General features: G+C 69.2%; 17 protein-coding genes. 6 read left to right on the top strand and 11 right to left on the bottom strand.

Going from position 1 to position 24,055, the window contains the following annotated elements:
• Positions 1 to 243: 243 nt before the first annotated feature.
• Complete coding sequence (locus VD997_07555) at positions 244 to 612, bottom strand: hypothetical protein (GenBank protein ID HYE61838.1); 369 nt, start codon at positions 610 to 612, stop codon at positions 244 to 246.
• A 215-nt stretch (positions 613 to 827) separates the two neighbouring features.
• Positions 828 to 2,120, bottom strand: a complete 1,293-nt coding sequence (locus tag VD997_07560) for a hypothetical protein (GenBank protein HYE61839.1) — start codon at positions 2,118 to 2,120, stop codon at positions 828 to 830.
• 603 nt (positions 2,121 to 2,723) lie between these two features.
• Here VD997_07560 and ptsP point away from each other — a divergent pair.
• Positions 2,724 to 4,499, top strand: a complete 1,776-nt coding sequence (ptsP, locus tag VD997_07565; GenBank protein HYE61840.1) for a phosphoenolpyruvate--protein phosphotransferase — start codon at positions 2,724 to 2,726, stop codon at positions 4,497 to 4,499.
• 15 nt (positions 4,500 to 4,514) lie between these two features.
• Here the strand turns inward: ptsP and VD997_07570 are convergent, their stop codons facing one another.
• Positions 4,515 to 5,489, bottom strand: coding sequence for a hypothetical protein (locus tag VD997_07570; GenBank protein ID HYE61841.1), 975 nt, complete (start codon positions 5,487 to 5,489; stop codon positions 4,515 to 4,517).
• A 687-nt stretch (positions 5,490 to 6,176) separates the two neighbouring features.
• On the opposite strand from VD997_07570, the gene VD997_07575 reads away from it, so the two are divergent.
• The 4 genes from VD997_07575 (at position 6,177) to VD997_07590 (ending at position 12,818) form a co-directional block, all read left to right on the top strand.
• Positions 6,177 to 9,212: an Rne/Rng family ribonuclease gene (locus VD997_07575; protein HYE61842.1), complete on the top strand. Its 3,036-nt coding sequence runs from the start codon at positions 6,177 to 6,179 to the stop codon at positions 9,210 to 9,212.
• Between the two features lie 90 nt (positions 9,213 to 9,302).
• A complete protein-coding gene (gene dxr, locus VD997_07580) occupies positions 9,303 to 10,460 on the top strand; it encodes a 1-deoxy-D-xylulose-5-phosphate reductoisomerase (protein HYE61843.1) in 1,158 nt (385 codons plus the stop codon).
• Positions 10,461 to 10,465: 5 nt separating this feature from the next.
• Positions 10,466 to 12,244 carry a tetratricopeptide repeat protein gene (locus VD997_07585; GenBank protein HYE61844.1) on the top strand — a complete coding sequence of 593 codons (1,779 nt, stop codon included), beginning with the start codon at positions 10,466 to 10,468 and terminating at the stop codon, positions 12,242 to 12,244.
• Entirely contained in the window at positions 12,228 to 12,818 is a 591-nt protein-coding gene (locus tag VD997_07590) for a zinc ribbon domain-containing protein (GenBank protein ID HYE61845.1), read from the top strand. Before VD997_07585 ends, VD997_07590 begins: the two co-directional genes overlap by 17 nt.
• A gap of 37 nt (positions 12,819 to 12,855) precedes the next feature.
• Here the strand turns inward: VD997_07590 and VD997_07595 are convergent, their stop codons facing one another.
• Together VD997_07595 and VD997_07600 are read right to left on the bottom strand one after the other, a co-directional pair.
• A complete protein-coding gene (locus VD997_07595) occupies positions 12,856 to 14,322 on the bottom strand; it encodes a hypothetical protein (GenBank protein ID HYE61846.1) in 1,467 nt (488 codons plus the stop codon).
• Between the two features lie 87 nt (positions 14,323 to 14,409).
• Positions 14,410 to 15,828, bottom strand: a complete 1,419-nt coding sequence (locus VD997_07600; GenBank protein ID HYE61847.1) for a hypothetical protein — start codon at positions 15,826 to 15,828, stop codon at positions 14,410 to 14,412.
• Between the two features lie 208 nt (positions 15,829 to 16,036).
• Between VD997_07600 and VD997_07605 the strand changes: the two genes are divergently transcribed.
• Complete coding sequence (locus VD997_07605; GenBank protein HYE61848.1) at positions 16,037 to 17,629, top strand: SpoVR family protein; 1,593 nt, start codon at positions 16,037 to 16,039, stop codon at positions 17,627 to 17,629.
• A 49-nt stretch (positions 17,630 to 17,678) separates the two neighbouring features.
• On the opposite strand, the gene VD997_07610 is transcribed toward VD997_07605, so the two are convergent.
• The 6 genes from VD997_07610 to VD997_07635 form a co-directional block, all read right to left on the bottom strand.
• Positions 17,679 to 18,170 (bottom strand): YkgJ family cysteine cluster protein, encoded by a 492-nt coding sequence (locus VD997_07610; protein ID HYE61849.1) that lies wholly within the window; start codon positions 18,168 to 18,170, stop codon positions 17,679 to 17,681.
• Positions 18,171 to 18,238: 68 nt separating this feature from the next.
• Positions 18,239 to 18,718 carry a YkgJ family cysteine cluster protein gene (locus tag VD997_07615; GenBank protein ID HYE61850.1) on the bottom strand — a complete coding sequence of 160 codons (480 nt, stop codon included), beginning with the start codon at positions 18,716 to 18,718 and terminating at the stop codon, positions 18,239 to 18,241.
• Positions 18,715 to 20,007 (bottom strand): glycosyltransferase, encoded by a 1,293-nt coding sequence (locus tag VD997_07620; GenBank protein HYE61851.1) that lies wholly within the window; start codon positions 20,005 to 20,007, stop codon positions 18,715 to 18,717. The genes VD997_07615 and VD997_07620 overlap by 4 nt, the downstream gene beginning before the upstream one ends.
• Before the next feature lie 9 nt (positions 20,008 to 20,016).
• Positions 20,017 to 20,319: a DUF2089 family protein gene (locus VD997_07625; GenBank protein HYE61852.1), complete on the bottom strand. Its 303-nt coding sequence runs from the start codon at positions 20,317 to 20,319 to the stop codon at positions 20,017 to 20,019.
• A 51-nt stretch (positions 20,320 to 20,370) separates the two neighbouring features.
• Positions 20,371 to 22,542, bottom strand: coding sequence for a S8 family serine peptidase (locus VD997_07630; protein HYE61853.1), 2,172 nt, complete (start codon positions 22,540 to 22,542; stop codon positions 20,371 to 20,373).
• Between the two features lie 180 nt (positions 22,543 to 22,722).
• The gene (locus VD997_07635; protein ID HYE61854.1) at positions 22,723 to 24,048 is read right to left on the bottom strand and encodes a glycosyltransferase family 4 protein; all 1,326 of its coding nucleotides are present in this window, start codon (positions 24,046 to 24,048) and stop codon (positions 22,723 to 22,725) included.
• Positions 24,049 to 24,055: the final 7 nt, after the last annotated feature.

The raw sequence follows: 24,055 nt of genomic DNA on the forward strand, positions 1-24,055 counted from the left end.
GCAGCCGGACTGTCAGCAGCTTGTTGCGTGTCAGCGGTTCTCCTCCGCTCCTTCGGAGCGGGATGAAGGAGCGGGTTGAGGGGTCCCGCTCTCCACCAGTTGCGCTCGTCGTGGAGCGCGACTCGCTTCACTGGTGGCAACACTCCGGGGCTCCGTTGGAGCCGAGCACGACTGGTTCGCGTCACAGGGTGACCTGCGCGGAGCCACTACCTTCCGCAGAGCCAGAAGCTCGTGGCACGTTTCTCAACTGTCGTGCTTCTCGGCGGCGCCGGTGAGGCGTTCTCGCCAGGTTTGGGCCGCGGCGGCGCGAGAGTAGGGGTCGCCGCACTCGGGGCAGCGGCCTGCGTCGGGGCCGGTGGGGAGCGGGTAGCCGCAGCGGACGCAGACGCAGTAGTCGTGCCGCTCGAGGTGGGCGGTCCAGCGGTGCTCGCCGACCTTCCACCAGACGAGGGCGAGGATGACGACCGACGCGGCCCCCACGAAGAGCCACCAGGGCTCGATCGGCAGCCCGCTCATCGGCAGGCAGAAGCCGCCGCCGATGAGGAGGAAGGTGGCAAAGAAGGTGACCTTGCCGGTGGCGTGGGTCCAGGAGGATGGGCTGGGCGGGGACATGGGCGGGGTGATGCTACCGGGGCGTGGAGTGAGCGCGGGTGTGCTGGGTTGGGGGTGCGCGCAAAGTGTCCTCCTCCGCTCCTTCGGAGCGGGTCTGGGAAGCGGGAGGGGGTCGAGGGTGCCGCTCTCCACCAGTTGCGCTCGTCGCGAAGCGCGACTCGCTCCACTGGTGGCAACACTCCTGGGCTCCTTCGGAGCCAAGACAGCCGAGTCGTTCAGCTCACGCTGCCGACCAGACCTGCGTTGGTCGGGAAGCGTTTGAGGGCGGCGAGGAGTTGTTCGACCTGCTGGGGCGGGGGCATGGAGAGGAGGCGGCGGCGGAGGGCGGTCATGGTTTTGACCTCCTGCTCGGTGAGGAGCAGGTGCTCCTTGCGGGTTCCGCTCTCGGCGAGGTTGATGGCGGGGAACATGCGGCGCTCGGCGATCTTGCGGTCAAGGATGAGCTCCATGTTGCCGCTGCCCTTGAACTCCTCGAAGATGACCTGATCGGCCTGGCTGCCGGTGTCCACCAGGCAGCTGGCGATGATGGTGAGGCTGCCGGCCTCCTCGGTGTTGCGGGCGGAGCCGAAGAGCTGGCGGGGGACCTCCAGGGCCTTGCTGTCGAGGCCGCCCGAGAGGGTGCGGCCGCTGCTGGCGTGCTTGCGGCTCTGGTTGAAGGCGCGCCCGACGCGGGTGAGGGAGTCCATCAGCACCACCACGTGGGCACCGGCCTCGACCATCTTCTTGCAGCGGTCGATGGTGTCGATGGCGACCTGGATGTGGCGCTCGACGGGGTGGTCGTTGCTGGAGGCGATGACGCGGCAGCGTTGCTTGGGCGGGACCACCGGGCCGCCGCCGGCGTTGGCCTCGGCGAGGAGCTTGGGGCCCTCGCCGTGGGCGAGCATCTCGTCGGCGAGGGCGGCGCCGCCGGTGGCCGCGGCGGAGACGAAGGTGCGGCGGAAGTCGGTGACCTCTTCGGGGCGCTCGTCGACGAGCAGCACCACGACCTCGACATCGGGGTGGTTGCGGAGGAGGGCGGTGGCGATGTCCTTGAGGAGGGTGGTCTTGCCGGCCTTGGGGGGCGAGACGATGAGGCCGCGCTGGCCGCGGCCGATGGGGCAGAAGAGGTCGATCAACCGGCAGGAGGCTGGGCAGCCGGGGTACTCAAGGGTGAGTCGAGGGGCTGGGTCGACGCTGGTGAGGTCCTCGAAGCGGCGGCAGTTGGGGGGGAACTCGATGGGGCGGCCGTCAACGTCGAGGAAGCGTGGGCCGGGCCGGTTGGCTGGGGGCTGGCCGTTCTGGTAGGCGCCGTTCTGGTGCTGCTGGCCCTGGTGGCCGCCCTGGCCTCGACCTTGATCCTGATGTTGACCCGGGCCCTGTCCTTGGGGGCCGCCGGCAAAGCCTTGCTGGGGTCGGGGTTGGGTGGCGGTGCCGCCGCCCTGCTGCCCGCCCTGGAAACCGCCGCCACGCCCACGACCCCCGCGTCCACGCCGGCGCCGCCGGCGTGATCCGCCCCCTTGCATATCCATACCGCCACTCCCCCGCGCCTCGTGCGCGGCTCCGGACTCCGAGCATTCCGCTCTGCCCCCGCTCAAGCACCTGATGGCGCCCGGGTTACGACCCAAGGTTGCGGAGGACCAGCACCAACCACCACGGCCCCGCGTTTGGATGCGGGGGAAACACACGCCGCGGCTGTTGGCCTTGCACGGGGACGGACCGCCGCACCCCGTTCAATGGAACCTTCTACTTCCCAGCAGGGCCGCTGCGCGTCAGCAGAGCCCGCCCTGCGCGATGAACTTTCCTTCGTTTTCCAGCCCTGCGCTCATCCGACTGGCTGGAACTGTTGGTCGCCGGCCTTCGAGCCAAGCGGCCCGGGGCGGCTTGCCCCGAGGTCTCTGAGGGATCGACCAGACCCCCACACGATACACAATCAGAGCCAAAGTTGCACGTCCAGTCAAGGCCCCCTGGCGCAGGCGTTAGAATCCCGGCCCAAACCCGCACGCGGGCTGGGCGGTCGAGGGGTCGGCCAGCTCAGGCGACGTGAGTATCCGCAAACAACCGTGCCCAAGAAGCGATCAAACAAGACTCCGGCATCAGCGACGCCCCCGGCGCCGCCGCCTGCGCCCGCGCGCGTGCCCGGGCAGCCGGCGATGCAGGTGTACAAGGGGCTGCCGGTGTCGCCGGGGATCGTGATTGGGCGGATCCTGGTCATCGATGATGAGACGCACCACGTGACGCGGCGCGAGGTGCCGACTTCGGCCGTGGGGCATGAGCTGCAGCGGCTGGACCTGGCGATCGCGGCGTCGATCGCGGACATCAAGCGCGTGCACGAGCGGGCGCAGAAGGAGATGGGCGAGGAGACGGCGGGGATCTTCCGGTTCCACATGGGGATGCTGCAGGACCCGAGCCTGGTGCGGCAGATCCGGTCGATGATCGAGAAGGACCTGGTGAGCGCGGAGTACGCGACGGACCAGACGTTCGCGTCGCTGGCGGACCGATTCAGGCACGCGGGCGATTCGGTGTTCGCGACCAAGGTCAACGACATCCACGACCTCGCCCACCGGATGCTGATGCACCTGGCGGGGGAGCAGAAGAAGCGGGCGGGGAGCCCGGACGAGAACACGGTGATCGTGGCGCGGGACCTGACGCCCTCGCAGACGGCGGGGTTTGACCGCTCCAAGATCCTGGGCTTCGCCACCGACCTGGGCGGCATGACCAGCCACACGGCCATTATCGCCAAGGCGCTGGAGATCCCCGCGGTGGTGGGCTGCCAGAACCTGCTGCGGCACGCGTACGACGGCCAGACGATCATCGTGGATGGGGACAAGGGCAGCGTGCTGCTCAACCCCGACGACACGACGCTCGCGGACTACCGGCGGTATATCGAGCAGCGGCGGCTGTTCCGGGTGGCGCTGTCGGAGGTGACGGACCTCCCGGCGGTGACCGAGGACGGCGTGGCGGTGCACGTGCTGGGGAATATCGAGCTGCCCGACGAGGTCACCAAGGTTTTCAAGAGCGGCGGCGAGGGGATCGGGCTGTACCGCACCGAGTACCTGTACCTGACGACCAACGCGGAGCCCAGCGAGAACGACCACTTCAAGGCGTATAAGCGGTGCGTGGAGCTGGCGCGGGGGCGGGACCTGACCATCCGCACGGTGGACCTGGGGGCGGACAAGTACACGCAGAGCCGCGAGGAGGTTCCGGAGCGGAACCCGTTCCTGGGGAACCGGTCGATCCGCTACTGCCTGCGGAGCGTGCCGATGTTCAAGCGGCAGATCCGGGCGATCCTGCGGGCGTCGGCGCTGGGGCCGCTGAAGATGATGTTTCCGCTGATCACGTCGATCGGGGAGCTGCGGCAGGCGAAGTTCATCGTCAACGACGTGATGGAGGACCTGGAGGAGGAGGGGCTGAAGTTCGACCGCGACATCGAGATCGGGATGATGGTGGAGGTGCCCAGCGCGGCCATCCAGGCCGAGAGCTTCGCGCGGGAGGTGGACTTTTTCTCGATCGGCACCAACGACCTGGTGCAGTACACGCTGGCGGTGGACCGGATCAACGAGCGGGTGGCGCACCTGTACCGGCCGACGCACCCGGCGGTGATCAAGCTGATCCGGGATGTGTCGCGGGCGGCGCGGCGGCACGAGACGCCGGTGTCGTGCTGCGGCGAGGCGGCGGGGGACCTTGAGTATGCGATGTTGCTGATCGGGCTGGGGCTGCGGTCGCTGTCGGTCACGAGCTCGGTGATCCCGCAGCTGAAGCGGTTCATCCGGAGCGTGACCGTGCAGCAATGCGAGCGGGTGGCGCGCCAGGCGCTCACGCTGGACTCGGATGTGCAGGTGTCGGCGCTGCTGCGGGACCGGGCGCGGCAGATCGTGCCGGAGGCGTTTGATGGCCGCTCGGCGGAGTGACGGGCGGGGGTCGGTTTAGTCCTGGCGCGGCTCGCGGGCGGGGTCGGCGGCGGGCTCTGGCTTGGGGAGCTTTTCTTCGAGTTTCCGCTGTTCTTCTCTGAGGGCCTCGGCGCGGCGGTCGGCTTCGATCCTGGCTTCGAGGTCTCTGCGGACCTCTTCATTGATCTCACGCTCGGTTTCATCGACGCGCGCCTGTAGCGCGGGCTGCATGGGGGGCATCCACTCGCCCCATTCGGAGTGTTGGCGGAACTCGCGGCTGACGACCTGCAACACGGCGTGGCCTATGGAGGAGCCACTGGTCCGGTAGAAGTTAGAGAAGGCCGTCTGAACCACTCGCGGGTTGGACTGCTCCCGCATCAAGAGACGGTTCATCTCGTACTGCATGTCGATATCGCCGAAGCCGAACCTTTGCTTCTCGCGCGACATCGCGGCCGCGATTTCCTGGGCAGACTGACGGCGTTCGGGTACGAGCAGATAGCGGTCGCGGAGGTAGAGGCCCAGCTGGGGCCGTTCGGCTGCGACGATTTCCGTTGCATGGCGCGACAGCTCGCGGCGTGCGTCTTCGGGAAGACCGGGTGCGACCGCATCAACGATCTCAGGGACGGCGGACTCAAGATGGTCCCAGCGCTTCGCGAGTGCGTCGCGGTCGGCCTTCGTGAGCGCGGGCGCCTTTACGAAGCCGGTCATCCAATATTCGAAAACATCGAGCGCCACGGCGAAACGCTCGGGGGTCTTGGTTGTGTAGCTCGTCAAACAGGGATACTGCCGGAAGGAGGCTCGGAAGAAGGTCCGCTTGTCCTCTCCCACCGATGGGGTGCTTGAGAGAACCGACTTCGCACGGGCCACCACGGCATCACGCTGTTTGTCGGTGAGGGCGCGGTTTTCTTTGAGCACCTCGCCAAGGGACTTGATGATGACGTCGTCGGCGTGCGCGGCGGCCGTGCAGATGCAGATGCCCGCGACCACTGCCCAAGGTGCCGGACGGAACATGCAGAGCCCTCCAGTGGAGGCGACTTCACGCCCTAAGAGAGTGTAATGGCTCCAGGTGCAGACTTGTGCGGTGTTTATCAGCGTGGGCTGCTGCTGGTGGGCGGGCCCCCGGGGGGGCTCTTGTGCAGGCTGGGCGGCGATTGCCTAAACTAGGGCCGCGGGCGGATGGCCGAGAGGCCTGACGCTTGATTCCGATGTCCAGGTCTCCGCGTTGTTGCGGGACCGGGCTCGACAGATCGTTCCTGAGGCTTTTGACGGTCGTTCCGCCGAATAGCTGAGGGAAGACAAACCAGCGGTGCGGCGCACGGGTCCCTTCGATCCGCGTCGCGCCGGGCAGACTTGGTGGGGTGCCCGACATTCGGTGTCGGGTTGTTCCGCCAGACGACTGGGTCGATCGCGGCCGCCGCTTCGTGAAGCGAACGCCAGCTGATCCACCCGGTCGGGCGAGGCTCTTGCAGCCCCGTCGGGCGTTCAGGCCGCGGCTCATTGACGAGCCCGCCATGAGCCGCGACGGTGAGGCGGCACAGGGCGCGGGCCTCCCTCGCAGGGAATCACGGCCCGACCGAGCGTTCTCCGGCGCGATCCTTAGAGACTTGCCGCTCCACCGCCCTCACTCGGCGCCGCGTTCTGCCGCGCCACCCGCCGCCGCCCCAGCACAGAAGGGCGGGCCGCGGTCGAAAGGGCCTCATGTCCCCCAGTTCCAACTCTGATTCCACCCCGCACGCGCAGATGCTGATCAACTACGTCCCCGGCGAAGAGTGCCGCGTGGCGATCGTGGAGGACGGCAAGCTCGAAGAGCTGCACGTCGAGAAGTTCGCGTCGGCGTCGCGCGTGGGCAACATTTACGTCGGCAAGGTCGTGAACGTCGAACCGGCGATCCAGGCGGCGTTCGTGGACTTTGGGTGCGGGGAGAACGGCTTCCTGCACGTGACCGACCTGCACCCGCGGTACTTCCCGGGCGAGGACGACGACACCACCGAGCGGGTGGGCTTCAAGACTCCGCGGCGGGAGCGGCCGCCGATCCAGGCGGCGCTGCGGCGTGGCGATGAGGTGATCGTGCAGGTGCTGAAGGAGGGCGTGGGCACGAAGGGGCCGACGGTCACCAGCTACCTGTCGATCCCCGGGCGGTTCCTGGTGATGATGCCGCAGATGGACAAGGTCGGCGTCTCCCGCAAGGTGGAGGACGAGGACCTGCGGCGGCAGATGCGGGAGATCCTGGATCAGCTCGACCTGCCGGAGGGCTTCGGGTTCATCCTGCGGACAGCGGGGTTGTCGCGGACCAAGGCGGAGCTCAAGCGCGACCTGGCGTACCTGCAGCGGCTGTGGAAGGACATGGACCGGCGGCTGAAGGCCGGCGGCAAGCCGCGGCTGCTGTACTCCGAGAGCGACCTGCTGGTGCGCTCGCTGCGGGACATGCTGAGCAGCGAGATCGCCGAGGTGATCATCGATAACGAGCTGGCGCTGCGGCGGGCGTCGCGGTTCATGAAGATCGTGGCGCCGCGCGGCACGACCAAGCTGCTGCACTTCCCCGACAAGACTCCGATGTTCCACGCGTTCGGGATCGAGCGGCAGATCGCGCTGATCCATGCCCGCGAAGTGCCGCTGCCCAGCGGCGGGCGGCTGGTGATCGACCAGACCGAGGCGCTGGTGGCGATCGACGTGAACAGCGGCAAGAGCCGCGACTCGCGCGACGCGGAGACCAACGCGTACCAGACGAACCTGGAGGCGGTGGACGAGATCTGCCGGCAGCTGCGCCTGCGGGACATGGGCGGGATCGTGATCAACGACCTGATCGACATGCGCGACTCGCGGCACCGCAAGGACATCGAGGGGCGGTTCAAGGAGCGGCTGAAGCGCGACCGGGCGAAGACGACGGTGCTGCAGATCTCCGAGTTCGGCATCCTGGAGATGACGCGCCAGCGGATGCGGCCCAGCCACGAGTCGGTGCACTTCACCGACTGCCCGACGTGCCGCGGGCGGGGCATGCTGCAGCGGCCGGACTCGGTCGCGGCGGATGCGCTGCGCGACATGGCGGCGATCCTGGACTGGGAGAAGGTCAACAAGTGCGAGATGGTGGTGGCGCCGCGGGTGGCGAGCGAGCTGCTGAGCACCAAGCGGCAGCTGCTGGGGCGCACCGAACGCACCTATGGCAAGCACGTGGACGTGCGGGTGAGCGAGACGGTGCCGGTGGACCGTGTGACGTTCTACGCGTACGACCAGCAGGGCGCGGACATCGATACGACGAGCCTGCCCAACCCGAAGAAGCCCAGGAACCTGGTGCAGTGGGAGGAGCCCGCGGCGGAGGACTGGGCGGTGAGCCCGGAGGAGGAGGCCGCGGCGCTGCCGCCCGAGCCGGAGCCTGAGGTGGCGGAGGAGGACCTGGCGCACCCGATCGAGTTTGACGAGGCGGATGACGGTGCGGGCGGGCTGGCGCGAGGAGGGTCGGCAGACTCCGAGGGCGGCGAGGGCGAGGGTGGGCGGAAGCGCCGCCGGCGCCGTCGCGGCGGGCGTGGTCGCACTCGTGAGGACGGGCGCGAGGAGGGTGCTCCGCGTGATCAGCGTCCACAGCGCGAGCAGCGGCCGCCGGCGCGGGGCGAGCAGCGGATAGGGGAGCAGCGCACGGGCGAGGCGCGGCCGGCGGAGCGTCGTGAGGGGCGGGATCAGCGTCAGGGCGAGCGGCGTGACGACCGTCAGCGTCAGCCGCAGCGCGGCGGCTACCAGAACCAGGGGCGGGGTGCGCCGCCGGTGCGTGACGAGGGGGATCTGGCCGCGTCGCAGGCGGTGGACCCGGAGTGGGGCGATGCTCCCGTCGTGAATCCCAACCCGCACGTGGAGAGCTCGCCGGAGCTCGTGGATGATGCGCGGGACCAGGGCACGCCGATCCCGCCGGAGGGCGCCGACGAAGGCGACTTCGAGGAGGGCGGCGGGCCGCAGGGCGGGCCGGGTGAGGGCGGCGAGGGTGGTCGGCGTCGCCGGCGCCGTCGGCGTCGGGGCGGGCGCGGGCGGAACCGTGAGAATGGGGAGTTCGCGCAGCAGAACGGGCATGCTCCCGCGGAAACGCAGGGCGAGGCGGGTGATCAGGATGGTGCGCGGGACCCGGATGAGGTGCGTGCGCCGATGAATGAGGCGGAGGCCGCGGCGGCCGCGGACTTTGAGGCCGAGGGCGGGCGGTTCACGCCCGAAGTGGGAGAGCCCGCGCCGGCGCCGGATGCCCGGGAGGGCGAGGGCGGCGATGAGTTTGAGGATGAGGCGGGCGGGCCGCCGCAGGGCTCTTCCGAGCAGCGCGAGGGCGAGAACGGCGAGGGCGGCGGGCGTCGCCGCCGACGTCGGCGTCGCGGGCGTGGTGGGCGCGGCGGGGGTGGCAACGGGCAGGGCGGCCAGCCTCAGCCGCCGCAGGGCGGGCAGCAGCCGGCGCGCGAGGGGCGGCCGCAGGGCGGCCCACCGCGTGAACAGCGCGACGGGCGCGATGGGCGCGGCGATGGGCGGGACAACCGCGAGCGGCGCGACCAGCGGCCTCGGGAGGACCGCCCGCGTGATGACCGCCCGCGTGACGATCGGCCACGCGATGACCGGCCGCGTCAGCCGCAGCCGCCTCGGGAGCAGCGTCCGGCGCCTGCGCCGCCGCCGCCCGCGGCCCCGGCACCCAAGCCGCGGACGTTGTACGGGGCGATTCGGCGCAAGCTGGGCGCGAGTGAGCTGAACCGCAAGGCGAAGCCGGAGTAGTACTCACAGGCAAAGGGCAAAGGGGCAAATCGCAAAGGGCAAATATTGGGCCGACTTTGCCCTTTGCGGGTTTGCCACTTGCGGTTTCGCATGACCAGACGCGTCATCATTCTCGGCTCCACCGGCTCGATCGGGACGCAGACGCTCGAGGTCATCGCGCACCTGAACGCGCTGTACGAACGCAGTGAGTCGCCGGTCCGGATTGAGGTGGTTGGGCTGTGCGCGGGGAAAAACCGTGGCCTGCTGGAGCAGCAGGCGCGGGCCTTTGGCGTCGCTCGCACGGCGTGCGCGGCGGACTCCCCCACCGCTGCCCTGGACCTTGTGAGCAGCGTCGAGTGCGACCTGGTGGTCGCGGCGATGGTCGGGTCGGCGGGGCTGCGCGCGACGCTGGCGGCCATCGAACTCAAGCGCGACATTGCGCTGGCGAACAAGGAGACGCTGGTCGCGGCGGGGTCGCTGATCATCCCGCGCGCCATGGAGAGGGGCGTGAAGCTCCTGCCGGTGGATTCCGAGCACGCGGCCCTGTGGCAGTGCCTGGACCTTTCGACGCCGCCGCCCTTCACCACGGCGAACGACCTGACGCGCGTGATCCTCACCGCCAGCGGCGGGCCGTTCCGGACCGCGACGCGCCAGCAGATCTGGGACGCGACGCCCAGCGCGGCGCTCAAGCACCCGACGTGGGCGATGGGGAAGAAGGTCTCGATCGATTCCGCCTCGCTGATGAACAAGGCGCTTGAGATCATCGAGGCGCACTGGCTGTTCGCGGTCGCGCCGGAGAAGATCGAGGCGCTGGTGCACCCGCAGTCGCTGGTGCACGCTGTCGCGGAGTTCGCGGACGGGAACGCGATCGCGCAGCTGGCGGCGCCGGACATGCGGACGCCGATCCAGCACGCGCTGGCGTGGCCGTGGCGGACGGCGTCTTCGAGCCGCAAGCTGGAGTGGGCCGGGCTGCGCTCGCTGAGCTTTGAGCCGGTGGATCACGAGCGCTTTCCGCTGCTGAACCTCGCGTACCGGGCTATCGGGCAGGGCGGCACGGCGGGGGCGATCCTCAACGCGGCGAATGAGGCGGCGGTGGGCGCGTTCCTGGAGCGCGAGCACTCGGCGAGGCCGCTGCGGTTTGGGGCGGTGATCGAGGCCGTGCTGGCAACGGTGGAGTCGATCAGGCCTGGCGCGCTCAACACCCTGGATGACTGCCTGCACGCGGAGCAGCTCGCGCGTGACCACGCCAACAGGCTCCTTACCCGCTGAACCCGATGTCACAGGCCAAGCTCCAGCACGTGCACGCTCTTCTCGCGAGCAATCCTGAGCAGGCGCGGGTGATGTGCCAGCGGCTGGTTCAGACCTCGCCGCGTGATCCGGCGGTGGCGTCCACGATGGCCTCGGTGCTGCTGACGCTGGGGCAGACGAAGCAGGCGTTGCACTTTGCGCAGCGGGCGCACGAGCTTTCGCCGCGGGAGCCGCACTTTGTGGTTGAGTTGGGGCGGCTGCTGGGGTTCGAGAACCAGCCGCGGAAGGCGGCGGAGCTGCTGCGCCGCGCGCTCGAGCAGCACCCGGGGCACCCGCAGCTGATGGAGCAGCTGGCGTTCACGTTGGCGCAGGTGGAGCTGCAGGCGGATGCCGAGCGCGTGTGCAAAGAGGGGCTGGCGCAGCATCCGGAGCACGAGGGGCTGCAAGCGATCCTGGCGGGGGCCTTGCTGTCGCTGGGGCGGATCGAGGAGTGCGTGGAGCTCACGCGGGCGGCGGCGGCGCGGCACCCGCAGAATCCGCACTTGGCCAGCGGGCTGGCGCTGATGCTCAACTACCTGCCGGGGGTGAAGCCAGCGGAGTCGCTAGCGGCGCACCGGCGGTACGCGGCGCTGCTGGAGGCGGCGGACCCGTTCCCGGCGCGGACATACGCGAATGCGCGCGACCCTGGCAAGCGGCTGCGGGTGGGGGTGGTGTCACCCGACCTGCGGCAGCACTCGGTGGCGTACTTCATCGAGCCGTGGCTGGAGCACCTGGACGCGGCGGGGCTCGAGATCGTCGTCTACCAGACCAACCGCATCGCGGACGGGGTGACGGCGCGGCTGCGGGCGCTGGTGGTGGGGCGGTGCAAAGGTCAGTGGCACGTGATGGACAACATTTCGGACCAGGCCCTGGCGGAGAAGATGCACGCGGACGGGGTGGACATTCTCATCGAGCTCAGCGGGCACACGCACGCGCACTCGCTGGCGGCGCTGCACCGGCGGCCGGCGCCGGTGCAGGTGACGTACCTGGGGTATCCCAACACCACGGGCCTCACGTCGATTGACTACCGCATTGTGGATTCGCACACCGACCCCGCGGGGGCGGAGTCGCAGGCGACGGAGCGGCTGCTGCGGCTGGACCCGTGCTTTTTGTGCTACATGCCGCCGGCGGATGTGCCCGAGCCGCGGCACTCTGTGGGGGGTGCTCCGCCCTCGCCGCTGACGCTCGCGTCGTTCAACTCCGTGCAGAAGCTCAACCGCGGGGTGATCCGCGTGTGGGCGGGCATCCTCGCCCGGCTGCCGGAGGCCAGGCTGCTGCTCAAGGGTGGGCACCCTGATGATCAGGGGCTGCGCGAGGGCGTGCTCGCTCGCTTCAGAGAGGCGGGCGCGGACGCGGCGAGGATCGAGTTTCTGCCGCGGACGCAGGGCGTGCGCGAGCACCTGGCTCTGTACCAGCGCGTGGACATCGCGCTGGACCCTTTCCCGTACAACGGGACGACCACGACGTGCGAGGCGCTGCTGATGGGGGTGCCGGTGGTCACGCTGGCGGGGAGCCAGCACCCCGGGCGCGTGGGGGTGTCGCTGCTGACAAACGTCGGGCATGCGGAGCTGATCGCCGCGACGGAGGCGGAGTACGCGGAGAAGGTGGTGGCGCTGGCGGGTGACGGCCCGCGACGGGAGGGACTGCACGCCGGGCTGCGGGGCGAACTGCTGGCGTCGCCGCTGTGCGACGCGGCTGGGTTCGCGGCTCGCATGCAGACGGCGCTGCGAGGGGTGTGGGGGCGGTGGTGTGAGCACGGCCGATAGGTCATTCGAGGTCGGCGAGGTCGTCTGGAGCGACGCGCTGGTGTGGTACGCTGCGGATGTGGCGTTCTCGAAGCTGCCAACCTTCATCACCGAGGCGCGGGAGGATGCGCTCCAGAACGTGCCCAAGTGGCAGCGGCACCTGATGAACCACCCGACGCCCTGCCCGGACTGCGGGTACGACCTGCACAAGGTGACGAGCGGGCGGTGCCCGGAGTGCGGGCGGGTGATCGACGTGGACGTGGTATGGCCCAACCGGTGGCGGACCGCCTACATCACCGCGCTCGCGGGCGCGGGGCTGACGGCGGTGCTGGCGGGCGCGTTCCTGGTGCGGGGCCTGAGCGTTGCGACTTCGGCGAGCACACCGGCGCTGGACCACCCTGCCCACACGCGGCTGTGGGTGCTGCCGAGCGTCATGCTGGTCGTCGGCTGCGTGCTGGCGATCCGGCTCGTGCTTGCGCGGGAGAGCTTCCGCCGGCGCACACCCGAACGGCGGGCGTCGGCGATCTTCTGGTCGTGGGCCGCGCTGTTCGGCGCGGCCGCGCTGCTGCTGCTCGCGGAGGTCACGCTGGCCTAGTGCCACCGAGATGTCTTCATCTCGGTGCTCCGCCTGTTCAGCACGACCCCCCGCCCAGCACGTGGAAGAAGGCTTCGATGTCCTGGTCGGTCGCGGTGTCGCCATCGCCGTTGAAGTCGGCGGAGGCGCAGGCGGCGCAGCAGGTGCCGCCGAGGCAGGCGAAGAACGCCTCGATGTCCTGGTCGGTGCCGATGTCGCCGTCGCCGTTGAAGTCGGCGTCGAAGTAGCAGGAGGGGCCGCCGGCCGCGACGCGCAGGTAGGTGGTGAGGGGCGTGCCCTCGGCGTACACCTCGAGCACGCGCCCGCCGCCGATGACTGGAACCTGGACCGACGTGAAGCTGCCGTGGGTGTTGGCCTGGTGCTGGAGCAGCGGCACCACGTCGCCGACGCGGAGGGCGTTGCTGTTGCGCACTTCCACGACGAGCGGGCCGTCAAGGATGGTGTCCCCGAAGCTCGCTGCGGAGCGGCGGACCACGGGCGTGGGCGGGTCGATCAGGCCGTCGACCTTGAGCGTGAGCCCGCCTTGGAAGCCCCCGAAGGTGGAGAGGGTGTTGATCGATGCCTGGTCGAACTCGGCGGGCGCGTAGTGGCGGCCCCACACCTGGACCTGGCCACCGGGCCCGGCGCTGAACACGCCGCGGTACTCGGAGTTGCTGCTCTGGGCGACCCAGTTGTAGTTGCCGGTGAGGGTGACGGTGGTCGCGGCGTCGCCGCGGAAGCCTGGAGAGCCGAGTGTTCCGTTGATCAGCCGCAGGTCGCACCCTTCGCCGGTAATGGGGATGGACGAGGGGCCGCCAATCGCGGCGATCTGGGCGCCATCCTGCACTTCCACCAGCCCGCGCAGTACCATCGAGTTCTCGTAGCTGAAGCGCGAGCCGGTGCCCGACAGACGGACCGTGCTCCCCGCGCTCACCGCCACGCTCTCGCCGTTCAGGCTGCCGGAGGTCACAATGGCGGTGCCGCCCTGGATGAGCAGCGTGCCGGGGCTCACGCCGCCGCCTTCAAGCCGCAGTGTGGCGCCGGTGGGCACGGTCAGCTGCGCCATGCCGCAGGACCAGAAGCTGGAGGCCGTGCTCATGACGGCCGTGCTGCCGGGGCTGATGCTGAAGGATGCCACGCAGGTCTCGATACGCGCCCGTGTCAGCGTCAGCGTGGCCGCGTCGGTCCCGCTGCCCACTAACAGGATGTGTCCGGGCCCATTAAACGCGAAGTTGATGCGCCCGATCTGGCTGAAGCTGGTCCCGGGCCCCTGGATATTGACGTTGCCCCGCAGGACCTTGATGCCGATCACCGGCACGCCGGGGTCGGCCGGCACTGTCACGGTGTAGGTGGCGTTCAGGTCGAACTCGGCCGAGTCCATGTTGGTGGGCACGCGCCCCTGGTCCCAGTTGCTGGCGTCGGTCCAGGCGCCCCCGTTGGGGTTGATCCAGCGGAGCACATCAGCCCCCGCCGCCGAGCAGGTTGCCGCGATGACCAGACCCGCCGCCATATTCAGCGTCCGCATTGCCTCGAACTCCAGAAAGGTGCCCCCGTGCTACCAGGATAAACCCATCCCGGTTGCTTCATTTCCTGCTCTGCTCGTTATTGGACCTCAGCAGCTCCCCCCGCCGAGCACGTGGAAGAACGCTTCAATGTCCTGGTCGGTGGCGGTGTCGCCGTCGCCGTTGAAGTCGGCGGAGGCGCAGGCGGCGCAGCACGTCCCGCCGATGCAGGCGAAGAAGGCCTCGATGTCCTGGTCGGTGCCGATGTCGCCGTCGCCGTTGAAGTCGGCGTCAAGGTAGCAGGAAGGCGGGCCCTGCGATACCACGATGCTCGTGGTCGCGGGGTTGCCTGTGCGCGACAGCGTGAGCACGCGCCCACCGCCGATGCTGGGTGCGTTGAGGGCGCTGAAGGCCTGGGTGTCGTTCAACTCGTGGCGGAAGATGGGGATGACGTCGCCGGGGCGGAGGGCGTTGGCGTTGCGCACACGGAGGTTGAGGGGGCCGGTGATGTAGGTCCAGTTGTTCTGTCCGTAAGCGGGGACCAGCGCGGCCGCGGGCTCTGCCGCGCCGTCAATCTCCACCGTCAGACCCTGCTTCAGCGCAATGAACCCCCGCGTGACAATCGCCGCCTGGTCCACGTCCAAGGTCGAGTGGAAGACGCCGCCGATGAGGAAGTCGGCACCGGCCCGTGCGGTCACCGGGCCTCGGTACGTGCTGGTCACCCTCCACACGCCGCCCTCGCCGACAACAACGGAGCTCGCCGCGTCGAGCTCGAGATTCGAGCCCTCGACCAGTCCACCGTCGGAAGCGGAGATGTTGACGCCGATCCCATCGGTGCCCGCGTAGAGGTTCAGACGTCCGCCATCGGTCACCTGAATCGTGCCCCCGATGGTGCCCCACCCTTCCTGCGACCGCACCACCGCACTTGGGCCCGTGACCAGCAGATTGGCGGCAGGGCCGATCTCCATGAACTCACCGGTCAGGAGCCCGCTGGTGACCAGGCCGGTGCCGCGCAGGCGGGTCCAGCCGGGGTTGAAGGTGCCGCCGGAGATGACGAGCGTGGCCCCGACTTTGATGTCCGCGCCGCTGTGCGTGGTGTAGAGAGAGCCACCGGTGGTGACCTCCATCCGACTGCCCGGTTCGATTTGGATCGTGTCGCCCGCGGACGCGACGTGGTAGAACCGGGCTCCTGACACCGTGAGCGATGCGGGCTGCCCCGGCTGCCCCACGGTCAAGCCGACGCCACCCTGCCCCGAGATGGAGCTGAGCACGCCGGGCCCCGTGAGCACGACGTTGCCGTTGCGGATGGAGACCAGCCCCACGTACCCGTCCTGCGGCACGTTGATGGTGTAGGTGCCCGGGAGGTCGAGCACGACGTCGTCCTGCTGCGTTGGGACGCGCCCTGCATCCCAGTTCGCAGCGTCGGTCCAGCTCCCGCCCGAGGCGTTGATCCAGCGCAGCACGTCGGCCCCGGCGACCGACGCCCCGACACCGATCACCAGCCCGGCAACGACGGTCTTTGCGCGCATGGAACAGCTCCCGAAGGTCCCCCATTGTGGCCCCTGCACGCGCTCACGCAATGAAATCCATGGGCCTTTGCTGCCATCGGGTCGCGGATTTCTCGAACGGCACGCCGACGCGCCCGGGCGCTGGCGGGCGTGCTTAGCAGCCACCGTCTAAATCCCTTTCATCCACCCCGTCGTATCACTCCACGGCCCCTTAGCCGATAATCCAACCATGCCGGGCACCCCCCACACCGAGCTCAGCCCCGAACTCCTGGCCCACATGCAGGCCATCAAGGCCAAGGCCATCGAGTACGGGCTCGACTTCTACGAGGTCGTCTTCGAGGTCCTGCCCTTCGAGGTGATGAACCAGATCGCCTCCTACGGCGGCTTCCCCACCCGCTACCCGCACTGGCGCTGGGGGATGGAGTACGAGAAGCTCAGCAAGCGGGACGCCTATGGCCTGGGCCGCATCTACGAAATGGTGATCAACAACGACCCCTGCTACGCCTACCTGCAGGAGTCCAACGCGGTGACCGACCAGAAGCTGGTGATGGCCCACGTGTACGGGCACGCCGACTTCTTCAAGCACAACCTGTGGTTCAGCAAGACCAACCGCAAGATGATGGACGAGATGGCCAACCACGCCACCCGCGTGCGGCGGCACATCGAGCGGCACGGGCACGACGAGGTCGAGAAGTTCATCGACGCGTGCCTGTCGCTGGAGAACCTCATCGACCCGCACTCGCCCTTCGTGATGCGGGAGGAGCCGCGGGTGTCGGCCCCGCCGGGCGAGTCGCTGCGGCACGCGGCGGAGTTCCACGACGAGGAGGGCGACGCCCACGCGGCCGCGGCGTTCCAGGCGGAGAAGCTCCCCGCCAAGGACTACATGGACCCGTTCATCAACCCGCAGGAGGAGCTGGAGCGGCAGCGCAAGGCGCACGACGAGCGGCGGAAGGCGGCGCAGACCAAGTACCCGGCGCGCCCCACGCGGGACGTGCTGCTGTTCCTGCTGCGGCACGCGCGCCTGCCGGAGTGGAAGCAGGACATCCTGAGCATCATCCGCGACGAGGCGTACTACTACGCGCCGCAGGCGATGACCAAGGTCATGAACGAGGGCTGGGCCACCTACTGGCACAGCAAGCTCATGACGCAGCACTTCCTGGAGGCGAAGGAGATCGTGCACTACGCCGACCAGCACAGCGGTGTGGTGCACATGCCCCCCGGCGGCTTCAACCCCTACAAGATCGGCGTCGAGCTCTTCAAGGACATCGAGCGGCGGTGGAACACCGGGCAGCACGGCCCGCGCTGGGAGGAGATCTCTGAGATCGGGGCCAAGCAGCGCCACGACGACAAGTCGATGAAGGGCCGCGAGAAGATCTTCGAGGTCCGCCGCATCTACAACGACGTGTCGTTCATCGACGAGTTCCTCACCGAGGAGTTCGTCGAGAGGCACAAGATGTACCAGCACCGGCGCGACCCGCAGACGGGCGAGATCAAGATCGTCTCGCGCGACTTCCAGCGGGTGAAGCAGACGCTGCTGCACCACCTCACCAACGCGGGGCAGCCGTTCATCTACGTGGTGGACGCCAACTACCTGAACCGGGGCGAGCTGGTGCTGGCGCACAAGTTCTCGGGGCTGGAGGTGGAGGCCGCGCGGGCAAAGGAGGTGCTGCACGCCCTGCGGCTCATCTGGGGCCGCCCCGTGCACCTGGTGACGCGGATCAACGACGACCTGAACCTGCTGACGGTGAGCGAGCCGGGCGGGCAGGTGTCTCGCGAGCGGTTCTCGGAGGAGACGCCGAAGCCAGCGCACATGGTGGAGTGAGTTGGTTGTGTCGTGCCACCGAGATGTCTTCATCTCGGTGCGGTGTTCGTCATCGCTCGACTAGAAGCTCCAGCATCCCCCGCCACTCTCCATACCGGTAGGGCACGTCGTGCTTCTCGTGGATGGCCCGCACCATCGCGAGCGTGCGTTCGCTGAGGTCCTGCTGCCAGTCCTGGGCGGTGGGATCGCAGAAGTAGACGCGGCAGCCGAGGGGGCGGATGGGGTGGACGGTGCAGCGTTCGTTCACCAGGAACGGGCAATCGCCGCGTATGCGTGCCATGGCGACGTCTTCGTCGCTATGCGCGTTCCTTCCGACCAGCCCCAGGCGCGACACGGTGTACGCGGCCTCTAGGCCTGTCACGTAGAGGCGGTGGCCGTGCTGTTCGAAGTGGCAGCAGCGGCCGGAGATGTCGCAGCGGGGGGCGCGGGCGTCGATCTGGTCGGCGATGAGGGTGTACACGGCCTCAAGCTCGGCGGCGATGGTTTTGTCGCGGGCGGCGGTGAGCCAGGCGTGGCGGAGTTGGTGGTGCTCGGGGTCCATTGAAGGTCAGGGGATGATCCATAGCGACGAAGACGTCGCCATGGCACGCGGGCAGGCCATGGCACGCATCAGATGTCGACCGCGTCGCGGAGCACGCGGACCTGCTGCACGGGGTACACGCGGCCTTTGTCCATGCCGGGGCAGGTGCGCTTGGCGCGTTCCCAGGCCCAGCGGCTGGTGAGATTGCTCTTCCAGAAGGGCCACGTGCGGCACTGGGCGGGGCGGTCCTCGTACACGCCGCACACGGCCTTGCCGGGGATCTTGTCGCGGTCGAGGAAAACGCAGTCGAAGCCGTGCGTGGTCTCGCGCTCCTTGAGCGAGCGCCCGCGGATGGTGTCGTGGGTGTAGAGCTCGAGGAACTCGGGGAGGGTGATGTTGAGGCGGCGGGCGAGGGCCGCGGCCTCGGCGTCGGTGAAGAGGACGTAGCCCTCGGCGCCGGTGCAGCAGTTGCCGCAGAGGGTGCACTGGAAGGCGAGGCCTTCGCCATGGGCGAACCACTCGGCGCCGGGGCCGCCGGGTTGACCAGGTTGGAATGGCGAATCGCTCACGAGGCAGACGATAGAGCCGGGGTGGGTTGTGTGTTCGCGCTGCCCGCCAGCTTTTCGATGCAATCCGCGGCCACCGCGGCCCCGTCCTCGGTCTTGAGCCGGGCGGCGAGCACGGTGGCGTTGGCCCTGGCCGTGGGATTCTCCAGCACGCTCATCACCGCGTCGGCGAGGCGGCGGGCGGTGAGGCGGCCGCGGATCACGGTCTCGGAGACGCCCAGGCGCTTGGCCCGCGCGGCGTTGTCGAACTGGTCGTGGGCGTGGGGGACGATGACGGTGGGCTTGCCGGCGCGGAGACCCTGGGCGGTGGTGCCGATGCCGCCGTGGTGCACGCTCGCGGCGACGCGCGGCATGACCTTCGAGAACGGGATGTAGGTGAACACGGCGACGCCCGGCGGCGGGTCCTTCACGGTCACGCCGGAGTTGCCCACCAGCAGCATGCCGCGCCGGCCCATGAGGCGGCAGGCGTCGCTGGCGATCTGGTAGAAGTCGCGGGCGACGTGCACGGCAGCGGTGCCCAGCGAGAAGAGCACGGGCTCCGGGCCGGCGGCGAGGAAGCGCTCGACGAGCTCGCCCGCGTGCTCCTGTTCGCCATGGCGGTCGTGCAGCGGGAAGCCGCAGATGACGCCCTGCTCGGGGTCGCCGTCGACGGGGCCGCGGAACTCGCGCGACCAGAGTCCGAGGTTCACGGTGCCGTTGCGGCAGGCGTCGCGCCAGCAGTCGTCGAGGGGCTTGAGGCCGTGCTCGCGGCGCAGGCGGTTGAAGGGCGGGCTCATCTGCATCTTGATGAGCGGGCGGAAGAGCTTGGTCATGGTCCAGCGGAACCACTTCGGCGGGTGCAGCGGGGACCACCACATGGGGCTGAAGGTGTCGGCGCGGCTCATCCACATCATGGGGGCGAGCACGGCGTTGGCGGTGGGGACGGCGCGCTTCTCGCACACCCACGCGGTGGCTATGCAGATGTGGTGGTGCATGACGGCGTCGGGGCGGTAGGCGTCCATGATGCCGGGCAGCTCGCGGAGCGTCTGCTCGGCGAAGGGCAGCATGAGCTCGTTCACCACCACCTTCGCGGCCTTGCGCGGGTGCATGACGTCGGGCATGTCCTTGAGGTCGCGGAGGTCGAGGGCTTCGCCCAGCGGGATGAACTCGAGGCCGGCCTCTTCGACCTGGCCCTTGAAGTACGGGTTGCTGATGAGGGCGGCGCTGTGGCCGCGGGCGAGCAGGGCGCGGCCGACGCCGATGAACGGGTTGATGTCGCCGTGCGAGCCAATCGCAGTGATGAGCACACGCATCGGGCGATCCTATTGCTGGGCCGACTGGACCGCCGCGGCCCGGATGCGTTTGGCCTGCGCGAGCGTGAGCTCGCTCCTGTCCACCAGCTCGCCCAGCAGCTCGGTGAGGGGGTCGGGCCGGTGCCCGGCGCGGATGGCCTCCAGCCGCACGATGACCTTGTTGAGCCGCCCACGGACCGTGGGGTAGCTCACCTTGAAGTGCTCACCGACACCCTTGAGCGACCCGCCGTGCAGGACCAGCTGCATGACGAGCTCGAGGTCGTCGTCGGAGAGTCGGGTCAGCGGGTGTACTTTCGGTTTGTGCAACTCCACCTGCGGATTGTGAAAGGCCGCTTGCGGTTTGTCAAACCGCAGGTTTTGGTTTCAGCAGGGGTTGCCGCCCAAGACGCGGAAGAATGCCTCGATGTCCTGGTCGGTGCCGGTGTCGCCGTCGCGGTTGAAGTCGGCGTCGCCGGGGCCGGTGCCGCCAAGGGCGGCGAAGAAGGCCTCGATGTCCTGGTCGGTGCCCGTGTCGCCGTCGCAGTTGAAGTCGGCGGAGCCGCAGGCGTTCTGGTCAACGGGGCCGGCGACGACGAGGGCGAAGCCCTGCGGGCCGTCGTTCACGGCGGTGGCGATGACGCGGGCGGTCCAGCGGCCGACGGCGGGGGAGGTCACGTAGACCTGCTCGAGGTTGTTGAGGGCGTCGGCGGTGCCGCCGGCGACCGACGAGCCGTTGGCGAAAAAGTTGCCGCGGTAGACGTTGCCCTCGGGGTCGATGAGCTCAAGGTCGAGGTTGTTGACGGGAGCGGAGGCGGCGTTGGCAAGGGCGGGGGCGTCGTGGTAGGCGAGGGTGGCTTTGAGCACGCTCTCGCAGGGGCCGACGTGGAAGGTGATCTCGCTGGTCTGGCCGGTGGTGAGGGCGGCGGGGTTGGCATTGCGCACATCGCTGAGGAGCAGCTTGCGCTGGTCGGGGGCGAAGCCCAGGACGTTGGCGATGGTCACGCGTCCCCAGCCTTCACGGTCGCTGGGGTACCCAGGGTTGCCGGTCATGTCCTGGGCGGAGTTGGCAACCACGGCTTTGATCAGCGCGCCGGAGGGCGTGAAGGCGTTGCCGGGCGTGGGCGTGCCGGTGGGGTAGTAGCCGCCCATGAAGTACTGGCGGGCGAGGGTCGCGGCGGCGGCGGCGGCGGGGCAGGCCATGGAGGTTCCGGTCTGCTGCGCGGTGCCACAGCCGGTGGTACCGGAGGAGGAGATGGCGCATCCGGGGGCGGTGATCTCGGGCTTGCGGCGGCCGTCGGCCGTGGGCGCCCAGCCGCCGACGCACACCTGCTGCTGAGCGCCGGCGCTGCCGGAGCCGGCGACGGCGAGGACGTTCTTGGCGTTCTCGGGGTTGCGGACGGTGGTGTTGCTGTTGGTGACCGCGAAGAAGATCAGGTTGTCGTCGAAGTCGTGCTGGAAGGAGTCGAGGCCGCGGCAGGCGGAGTCGTAGGCGGTGGAGACGCTGTCGCCCCAGCTGTTGCTGTGGATAGCGGCGCCTTGCGAGTAGTGGAGGCTGTGGCGCTGGATCTGGCTCTGCTCGTTGGGGCTGGGCCACTGGTTGAAGACGAGCTTGGCGCCGTAGGCGATGCCGCGGGTGTTGTCGAAGACGCCGTTGTCGCCGGCGAGGGTGCCGGCGATGTGCGTGCCGTGGGAGTCGGCGAACTGCGAGGCCGCGTTGTACGCGAGGATCTTGCGGTGGTTGGGGCCGATGGGGTTCACGGCGTCAAAGAACGAGCAGTGGCTGACGCCGATGCCGCCGTCGATCAGGCCGATGATCTGGCCCGCGCCGGTGACGCCGATGTTGTAGAGCGGGGTCTCGTTGGTGACGTTGGTCTGGACGATCCAGCGGGTTTCGGAGTTGCCGCCGCGGGGGGTGAACTCGGGCTGGTGCTCGGCGAACTGCACGCCGGGGAGGTCGGCGAGGCGGTGCACGTCGGCGGCGGGCATAATGATGTTGAGGCAGGCGGTGCGGCCGACATGGTCGATGGAGACGACCTGGGTGTTGGGGAGCTTGATCAGCGCGTCGCGGACGGGGTCGGAGGGCTCGTCGTCGAAGAGCCAGACGTGCGCGGCGACGAGGCCGGCGTCGGCCATCTCGCGCCGGAGCGGGGTCTCGAAGGGGCGGCCGTGGGCGCCCGCGACGAGGGCGGCGTCGATCTTCCAGGCGCGCTGGTATTCGCCGGCCCAGAGAACAAAGCCCAGGGCGCGGAGCTGCGCGGGCGTGGTGTTGGAGAGGACGGCGATGAAGGCGTTGGTGGGCAGGTAAGAGCCGAGCTGAACGCCGGCATCCGTGAGTTGCTTCTCGCGGGCGGGGGTGAGGGGGCCGTCGAGGATGATGACGTGGCGGGCGGCGGAGAACTGTGCGCCGGAGAGGACGTCGAGGGCGGGGTTGAAGGCGTGGCCGCGGAGGTCAAGGCGGGGGGCGTTGGGATCGGCGTTGATGGCGGCGGTGCTGATGGCGGAGCCGGCGCAGAGCATCAGCGTTGCCAGCGCTGCTCCCAATGAGCGATATGCCATCTCCAACTCCCCTGGTGGGCCGCTCGAACGAGGGGCCTGAATGAGTATCGGAAGGACTTGCGGCCGTTATGACGCCGGCCCGGAGGTATACGCAGGAGCGGGGCGCAGGGCTTCAACGGCGCGGGTTATGGGGCCGTGGAGGGGCAGATTGGGGCGTTCTGCGGCGGGTTGAGGAGGAGGTCAGGCCTGGATGGCGGCCTCGGGGGAGGGCAGGCCGAGGGCGGAGTCGGAGAGGGACTCCGCCGGAGCTTCGCGGGAGGGGGCGGGCTCGAGGGTGGTGGCGAAGGTGCCCTTCCAGCCGCTGTTGGGGACGCCCGCGGCGGCGAGCGCGAGGCGCATGCCGTCGACGGGGTCGGCGGTGCGGCGCCAGTCGGCGAGCACCTCGCGGGACGCGGCGCGGTAGCGGTCGAGGTTGCGGTCGTCGGTGGCTTCGAGCAGCGCGGCGGTGAGCTCGTCGAGGTTGCCCTTGTTGACCGTGCGGCCGTTGACGCCTTCCTTCACCAGCTCGTAGGCGGCGCCGACGACGTTGGTGGAGACGATGGCGAGACCCGCGGCCGCGGCCTCGTTGATGACCACGCCCCAGGGCTCGTAGTCGGAGGCGAGGGCGAAGACGTGGGAGGCGCGGTAGATGGCGGAGATCTCGGCCTGGTCGCCGATGAAGCCGGTGAAGATGACGCGTCCGCGGAGGTGCTCGGGGACGCGGTCCTTCAGGGCCTGCATGTTCGGGCCGCTGCCGACGACGACGAGCTCAAAGTCGGGGCGCTGCGCGCTGATGTTCGCGAAGGCGTCGATCACGAGGTCGACGCGCTTGACGTCGACGAGGCGGCAGCAGGTGACGATGCGCTTGAGGTGCGGGCGGAGGGCGTGGCGGCGGCATGCGGTGCGGGCCTGCTCGTCGGTGATCTGGTCGATGAGCGAGTAGTCGGGCTCGTAGGGGCTGATGAAGGTCTTCTCGCGCTTGGCGCCGTAGTTGGCGAAGTACTCGGCGCCGAGGCGGCCGCAGACCATGAAGCCAGAGACGGCGCGGACGACCGAGGAGACGACGAGCTTCTTGATGACGGCCTTAGCGCCACGGGCGAGGTCGCCGCGGGAGTTGCTGTCGGCCACCATGTAGCAAGGGACCTTGTGCAGGCGGCACCAGGCGATGAGGCGGGCGCGGGTGGCGTCCTGATAGCCGCCGAGGAACACGGCCTTGACGTCGTTGGCCTTGAGCCAGGCGATGATCTCGCCGCCCTTCTGCCAGTCGCGCTTGAACCACTTGCGCTGGCCGATCTCGACGACGGGCTGGCCCTGGCCGAAGTAGACGGGGTTGATCTCGGCGTGGTGCTGCTTCTCCCAGGCCTGGTCGGCCTGGTCGTGGGTAAAGAGGGAGCAGAAGCGGACCCCGGGGACCTCGTCGACCAGGCGGCGGGTGAGGTGCAGGCGGTATGGGGTCTGGACGTTGAAGATGAGCGCGACCGTCGGGCGGGCGGTATCGGGGAGCACGGACTGGACGGTGGCGATCATTTTGGGT

This window comes from Phycisphaerales bacterium, from assembly GCA_035627955.1.
Classification (GTDB): domain Bacteria; phylum Planctomycetota; class Phycisphaerae; order Phycisphaerales; family UBA1924; genus JAEYTB01.